This window comes from Trichococcus ilyis, from assembly GCF_900109135.1.
In the GTDB taxonomy this organism is placed as follows: Bacteria; Bacillota; Bacilli; order Lactobacillales; family Aerococcaceae; genus Trichococcus; species Trichococcus ilyis.
Genome location: NZ_FNYT01000057.1, coordinates 1 through 2,266 on the forward strand (window position 1 = coordinate 1; position 2,266 = coordinate 2,266).

Genomic DNA, 2,266 nt, shown 5'->3' on the forward strand with positions numbered 1-2,266 from the left:
CTTACTCAAGGTACTGAACCGCCGTGTACGGAACCGTACGCACGGTGGTGTGAGAGGACGGTAGATGAACTAATCATCTACCTCCTACTCGATTTCGGACGGATATTGTTACAAAAAAGTGACGGCTTTTCAAGGCTTCTTTTTTGTGTGCAGGGACTTCCGAAGTGTTTTCCGGTCAATTTAAATGGCTTCACAGAGCGATTTGTGAAACGAAACAGGGGAGCCGGTATTCGTTTTTGTCCCAGGGTTCAATTTTGAACAGAATCCGAACCTTTCAAAAACGGGCTGTAAGTGCCTTCATTTTTTCGGTTTAAATGCCTATACTGGTCCATGTAGGGAAGACGGTGCTGACACATTGGGGCATCGGTCTGTTCCGGAACTATTTCGAGAGGGGAAAAATCATGAGAGTCGATTTAACTACTAAACCTTATAACTTGGATGCCGAGGGGATCAAGTGGGTCAAAGATACGATTGCGGGCATGTCTGTCGAAGAGAAAATCGGGCAACTGTTCATCAACATGGGGGCAGAACGCACGGAAGAATATCTGACGGGCGTCTTGAATAATTATCACATCGGCGGAGTCCGCTATAATCCAGGATTGGCCGAAGAAGTATACGAGCAAAACAAAATCCTGCAGGAAAACAGCAAAATTCCTTTGTTGATCGCAGCCAACACGGAAGCAGGCGGCAATGGCGCCTGCAAAGACGGCACCTACGTCGGTGTCGAAGTGAAGATTGCCGCCACGAACGACACGAAGTACGCTTATGAAATGGGCCGCGTTTCCGGTGTCGAAGCTGCCGCTATCGGCTGCAACTGGAGTTTCGCTCCGATCGTGGACATCAACCGCAACTGGCGCAACCCGATCATCGCAACCCGCACGTGGAGCGGCGACGTGGACAAAACCATCGCCATGTCATTGGCGTACATGAAAGGGATCCAGGAGAGCGGCATCGCACCAGCTGCAAAACATTTCCCTGGGGACGGAATCGACGAACGCGACCAACATTTATCGTTCAGCGTGAACCCGTATTCCACTGAAGAATGGGACGCTACTTTCGGGAAAGTCTACGGCACTTTGTTCGATGCAGGCTTGCCTTCCATCATGGCAGGGCACATCTCCTTGCCTGAATATGTGAAACACTTCAATCCTGAAGCAAGCGTTCAGGAGCAGATCTTGCCGGCTACGCTGAACAAATACATCCTGACAGACTTATTGCGCGACAAAATGGGCTTCAACGGCCTGGTTGTCACCGATGCCAGCCACATGGTTGCGATGACTTCCGCCATGAAACGCCAGGATATGCTGCCGACAGCCATCGCTGCAGGTTCAGACTTGTTCCTGTTCTTCAACGATCCGGACGAAGATTTCCAATGGATGTTGGATGGCTACAACAACGGCGTCATCACGGACGAGCGTTTGGAAGAAGCTTTGACGCGCATCTTGGGCACAAAAGCGGCTTTAGGACTGCACAAAAAGGCGAAAACAGAAATCTTGCCTTCCAAAGAAGAGGCGATGGCAAAAATCGGTTTGGCTGAAAACAAAGCAATCGCAGTTGAAGTTGCCGACAAAGCGATCACGTTGGTCAAAAACAACCAAAATATCTTCCCGATTTCACCGGATAAAACGAAACGCGTCCTGTTGGTCAACGTTGAAGGCCACAAAGGCGGCTTCGGAGCAATGATCGGCGGCGAAGCGGTTCGCCCGGTCGATACATTGAAAGGCATCCTGGAAGCTGAAGGCTTCGAGGTATCCATCTGGGAATCCACGGAAGAACGGATCAACAAATTGCCGGAAGCCGAAAGGGCAGCTGCCGTTGCCAACGTGTACGCTCAAAAACGTCCGATCGGCGATTTGATTGCGGCCTACGACTTGATCATCAACGTGGCTTCGGTGCAACCGAACACGGATCAGCGCATCCAATGGCCAGCTTCAAAAGGGACACCGGATATTCCTTTCTATGTCCATGAAATCCCTACGATCTTTGTATCTGTCCAAGCACCGAACCACTTGGCTGACGTGCCGCAAGTGCAAACATACATCAACACATACGACAGCAAGGACTTCACGCTTCAAGCCCTTGTCAACAAAATGGTAGGCCGTTCCGAATTCACAGGCGTCTCTCCGGTGGACGCATTCTGCGGATTCCTGGATACACGTTATTAATCGATAACTCAACTTTCGCAGTAGAAAAAGTTGAGTGAAACTTTACGTGTGTTGCTTTAATCTGTTGTTGATTAGGTACCTTGACAATTGAATGCATAAGA

The 2,266-nt window shown here is 49.8% G+C and carries 1 protein-coding gene; it reads left to right on the plus strand.

Annotated elements, in window-relative coordinates:
- Positions 1-401 precede the first annotated feature (401 nt).
- The gene (locus BMX58_RS14495) at positions 402-2,165 is read left to right on the plus strand and encodes a glycoside hydrolase family 3 protein (RefSeq protein WP_068624999.1); all 1,764 of its coding nucleotides are present in this window, start codon (positions 402-404) and stop codon (positions 2,163-2,165) included.
- Positions 2,166-2,266: the final 101 nt, after the last annotated feature.

Excerpts from the sequence above, each read along its gene's own strand:
- BMX58_RS14495 (WP_068624999.1), top strand. The coding sequence starts at position 402 with ATGAGAGTCGATTTAACTACTAAACCTTATAACTTGGATGCCGAGGGG.